We start from the raw sequence: 5,318 nt of genomic DNA, 5'->3' as shown, positions 1-5,318 counted from the left end.
AGCTGCACGGTATAGGTGGCTGTTTTAAGATCTGTCGCGCGCGGATGCTCAAGGCTGTCATTCATCAGGATTAACGCCACTTCGGCGGTGCCGGGACCAATCATTTCGATTTCGCGGGCGGCCTTTCTTGACAGATCAATAATCCTGTTTTTGGCAAACGGTCCCCGGTCATTGATGCGTACCATAACAGACTCTCCATTCGCCAGGTTCCGAACCCGGACAATGCTGTCAAAGGGAAGCGTGCGATGGGCAGCGGTAAGCTGATCCATATCATACTGTTCTCCGTTAGCCGTAAGCCTCCCGTGAAATTTGGGACCATACCAGCTGGCCATACCTTCTTCGATTTTTTTTCCCGGGGCATTGGGGTCCAGGTCGATATTTTTACTTTCAGCCGGACCTTCAGAACCAGGATCCTGCAAGCGTGAGCTCGAACCACAAGAAGAGATAAAAAGACTGATCCCAATAACTATAACAAGAATACCAAGAGACTTCACACCGCTTATTGTTGGGTTCAAGTTAAGGGAATATGAGTATTGCAGTTTTTGCTTCTTGAAAATATACAACGATAGGCGGAAAGTTGTATTATTAGTTGAGTAATTTGTCTAACCTCGGCCCTTCTGCGCTGAAGATTCACAGAACATGCGGTCCATTTGCAGGAAGGGACCGCATGTACAGGTAAACCGTCATTGCCTGATGCACTACCTGAGATGATCGACGACAGTTCAAGAATTCTGTTTTTTAATTTTATATTGTGATGTGTAAATCTTTAATTGCATTTATCATGAAAAGACCGGCTTTGTAAAGTCCTTGTGTATAGAGAACGGGTAGCATAAGCTCATTATCCTGCTACGCAGGGCAACCTGGACAAACTAATTACAGGTATCTTTCCTTATGGAGATGAAAAGAGATGACATTGTCAGTGAACTGACCAATGATCCCCAAATATGGGATTTCATTATTATCGGCGGAGGGGCTACCGGCCTTGGTACGGCTGTAGAGGCGGCGTCGCGCGGTTATCGTACGCTCTTGCTGGAGCAGCATGATTTTGCAAAAGGAACCTCCAGCCGAAGCACCAAGCTGGTCCACGGCGGCGTACGCTACCTGCGCCAGGGGAACGTGTCGCTCGTGCTCGAAGCGCTACGCGAGCGGGGACTGCTTCGCCAGAACGCCCCGCACCTGGTTAAGAATCAGTCTTTTATCGTTCCCAATTACGACTGGTGGGAGGGACCGTTTTATGGCATAGGGCTCAAAATTTATGACAAGCTGGCCGGTGATTTGGGGTTGGGACCTTCCGAGCATCTCTCCAAAGAGGAGACGCTGGAGCAGATACCGACTCTTGAGCCCGAGGATCTGGACGGGGGCATTATTTACCATGACGCCCAGTTTGATGACTCCCGCCTGGCCGTCAACCTGTTGCAAACGCTATTCGACGAGGGGGGCGTCGGGGTTAATTATATGGAAGTGACCGGCTTGCTCAAGGCGAACAAGCTGGTTTCAGGCGTAAAGGTGGAAGACCGTGAGGGAACGCATAGTTTTGAGCTACAGGCTCGTGCGGTCATAAACGCGACCGGTGCCTTTACGGATACCATCCGCCAGATGGATAATCCCGATGCCCCGGGAATCATCCGGCCCAGCCAGGGCGTACACATCGTGCTTGACGGTTCGTTTCAGCCGGGGGAAAGTGCGATTATGGTCCCCAAAACGGATGACGGGCGGGTGCTGTTCGCGGTGCCGTGGCATAATCGTATCATCGTGGGAACAACCGATACGCCCATCGATACGCCCACGCTTGAACCGCGTGCCCGCCAGGAAGAGATCGATTTTCTGCTGACCCATGCGGCGCGTTATCTGACAAAGGATCCGGAACCCGGGGATGTACTCAGTGTATTTGCCGGTATTCGTCCCCTGGTGGCTCGCGGGGGGAGCGAAGAAACTTCCTCTATTTCTCGGGATCATACACTTCTTATTGATTCCTCCGGGCTGGTGACTATTGCCGGGGGAAAATGGACGACCTACCGCAAGATGGCCGAGGATACGATTGATGAGGCGGCGGTGGTAGCGGGACTGGATGAACGGGAGAGCGTGACCGAAAACCTGCGCCTGCACGGATGGCTTAAAAATGCAGAGGCCGCCGATCCCTTTGAGCTGTATGGTTCCGATGCCCTGGCCCTTAAAAAGATTGCTTCCAGGCGGCCGGACGGCAATCCGCAACTCCATCCCCGTCTGCCCTATACGGAGGCAGAGGTCATTTGGGCCGTCCGCAGTGAAATGGCACGCACGGTTGAGGATGTGCTGGCGCGCCGTACACGGTCACTGCTGCTGGATGCCCGGGCCAGCATAGAGATTGCCGAACCGGTGGCCCGCCTGATGGCCGGCGAGCTGGACCGCGGTCAACGGTGGATTGAACAGCAGGTAGAAGACTATACCGAACTGGCCCGCGGGTATTTTTTAGGTAACTGACAACCAGCCGGATGATGCCACAACCCGGTCCCGGAAAATAATCAACCAGACTGAACCCCGTCCCAGGTAACATGCCTGGTACTTCGTTAGTTTTTGGGATAGACAGGAAGGCGAATTCCTATCCCTTTTCCCGGGATATTCACGCACGAATGCGAAATAATCGGGGAAAAGAAATAAAGGGATAAAAAAGGAAGAAGGCGTTGTATTATAACTGTTATTTTATATTTTCTGTTGTCATAAAAAAATACAGATCAAATTTGCATGTCAGGAACAGAGCCACAGGAAGAAAACAAGGCCATTGATGAGACCAACGACCGAAAACCTGATATAATCAGCCGTCACCGGCCGGGGAGAGTCGTTAGTCATGAGCGCCTGGAGCAACAACTCATTTTTAAAACTGAAAACAGTGTCGAGCTGCAGATTCGGGTCCATACGCCTGATATCATACAACTTACCTACTTTCTGGTGGGGGATGTACGGTCTGATTTTTCCTATGCCATTAATCCCGATTTCGAACCGGAGGATGTTGACCTGCAGTTTGAAGAGGACGAAGGCTATTTCCAGTTTTCCACCTCCCGGGTGAATGGTATTGTCACAAAGAAGAACTTGCTGGTTCACTTTTTTGATTCCGATGGAAATATGCTCTGTGAAGACCAGCATGGGTTCTACCGGCGCGAAAGCCTGATGAAAGGTATTTCCGAGATCAAAGTCACCAAACAGGCCCCCGCGGGCGACCGGTTTTACGGGTTGGGCGACAAAGCCTACGAACATAATTTGCGGGGACGTGCTTTTGAAAACTGGAATACGGACGCCTATGCCTATGAAAGGGGGGATGACCCGTTATACCGCAGCGTCCCTTTTTATGCGGCTCTGCATAACGGGCGTGCTTATGGCATTTTCTTTGACAATACCTACCGTACCCGCTTCAGCTTCGACCGCAGGGAAAACAACATAAGCAGCTTCTCTTCCGAGGGTGGGGTGATGAATTACTACTTTATCAACGGTCCCGATCTTACCGATGTCACGGAGCGCTATACCCGGCTTACCGGCGTGCCGGAGATGCCGCCGATGTGGGCGCTCGGATACCACCAGTGCAGGTGGAGCTATTATCCCGAGTCGCGGGTCCGGGAGCTGGCCGAAACATTTCGCGATAAGCGGATTCCCTGCGATGCGATCTACCTGGATATCGACTATATGGATGATTACCGGACCTTTACCTGGGATACAGAGCTTTTTCCCGATCCCGGAACGATGATCAGCGATCTGAGTGAGCAGGGCTTTGAAACGATAGTGATGATCAACCCGGGGGTTAAGGTGGACGAGGACTATTTCGTCTTTCAACAGGGACTTGAGAACAACTACTTTTGTACGCGTCCCGACGGAGAGATCGTCATTGCTCCGGTTTGGCCCTCCCAGTGTACGTTCCCCGACTTCACCCATCCCGACGTGCGCGACTGGTGGGGGAGTCTCTATGAGGACCTGATGGCCGAGAAGAATATCAGCGGTATCTGGAACGACATGAACGAACCGGCGGTCTTCGAAGTCGAATCTAAAACCTTTCCCAACGATATCCGTCACCATTTCGACGGGCATCCCTGCAGCCATAAAAAGGCCCATAACATCTATGGCATGCAGATGGCCCGGGCCTCACTGGACGGGATGAAGAAGCATAATCCCGATAAACGTCCTTTTCTTCTTACCCGGGCCAATTTTGCGGGGGGACAGCGTTATGCCGCTCTGTGGACCGGCGACAATATTGCCAGCTGGGATCACTTGAAACTGGCCAATGAACAGTCGCTGCGGCTCAGTATTTCGGGGTACTCATTCGTTGGATCGGATGTGGGGGGATTCGTCGACAAGCCCAGCCCCGAGCTCTTCACCCGCTGGCTGCAGCTGGGCATTTTTCATCCGCTTTTCCGAAATCATACCATGGGATATAATGTGGATGGAGCAGCTGCCGTCAAAAAAGAGGAAGTGGAGCTTCGGGAAGCCCAGATTGATGCCGACCAGGAACCCTGGATTTTCGGGGATAAATATACCGATATCAATCGTTCCATCATTGAGCTGCGGTATCGTTTGCTGCATTATCTTTATACGGCATTCTACAAATATGTACAGGAGGGGAGGCCCATCCTGCGTCCTCTCGGCTATTACGACCAGAGGGATGAGCAGGCCGTCGAGGAAAGTAATGAATTTTTATTTGGAGATCACATCCTGGTTGCTCCCGTCCTTGACAAGGGTCAAACCGAAGTAGAAGCGTACTTCCCCAAAGGCCGCTGGTACGATTTCCGCTCAAACCGGTGCTATAAGGGAAAACATAAACATACGATCCCCGCGCCCCTGGAGGAGGTGCCCTTCTTTGTGAAGGAAGGGACCGTTTTGCCACTGCGTGAGGTGATGCAGTATACCGGAGAACGGGACCCTGAACTGCTGGAGCTGAACGCCTATTACAGCAAGTCACAGGTTGCCAGTCAGCTTTATGAAGATGCCGGGGAGGGCTATGAGTACCGGGACGGCAAGTACCGGCTCACCACCTTTACGGTGAAATCCAGTGCTGAAAGGATGACGATTACAGCAGAACGGGAGGGCGCGTACAGTCCCCCTTACCCGAAAACCAGGATTAATATTATCGGCCTGCCGTTGGAGCCGTCGGCTGTTCAGGTGGATGGGGAGGAGAAACCGCTGCCCGAAGCATCAAGGGGGACCTACACGCTGGAGGTATCCCCGGATTTTCAGCAGCTGGCGATACTGCAGAAAAAATAAACCTTGAAGCTACTTCTTTGACCCGACGTCCCAAAAACGGCATCCTTCAGGAGTCAGGAGTCAGGAGTCAGGAGTCCGTCCCTAACCCGTATCCA

General features: G+C 52.2%; 3 protein-coding genes. 2 read left to right on the top strand and 1 reads right to left on the bottom strand.

Going from position 1 to position 5,318, the window contains the following annotated elements:
• The coding region (locus ACESLU_RS11220) for a septal ring lytic transglycosylase RlpA family protein (RefSeq protein ID WP_372638738.1) at positions 1 to 494 on the bottom strand (494 nt) is incomplete at its 3' end.
• Between the two features lie 403 nt (positions 495 to 897).
• Between ACESLU_RS11220 and ACESLU_RS11215 the strand changes: the two genes are divergently transcribed.
• Positions 898 to 2,460 (top strand): glycerol-3-phosphate dehydrogenase/oxidase, encoded by a 1,563-nt coding sequence (locus ACESLU_RS11215; protein ID WP_372638739.1) that lies wholly within the window; start codon positions 898 to 900, stop codon positions 2,458 to 2,460.
• A gap of 261 nt (positions 2,461 to 2,721) precedes the next feature.
• Positions 2,722 to 5,223: a glycoside hydrolase family 31 protein gene (locus ACESLU_RS11210; RefSeq protein WP_372638737.1), complete on the top strand. Its 2,502-nt coding sequence runs from the start codon at positions 2,722 to 2,724 to the stop codon at positions 5,221 to 5,223.
• Positions 5,224 to 5,318: the final 95 nt, after the last annotated feature.

Source organism: Fodinibius sp. (assembly GCF_041642155.1).
Classification (GTDB): Bacteria; Bacteroidota; Rhodothermia; order Balneolales; family Balneolaceae; genus Fodinibius.
This window is presented reverse-complemented; position numbering and strand designations above follow the sequence as displayed.

Coding starts and splice junctions, on each gene's coding strand:
- ACESLU_RS11215 (WP_372638739.1), top strand. CDS start 898: ATGAAAAGAGATGACATTGTCAGTGAACTGACCAATGATCCCCAAATA.
- ACESLU_RS11210 (WP_372638737.1), top strand. CDS start 2,722: ATGTCAGGAACAGAGCCACAGGAAGAAAACAAGGCCATTGATGAGACC.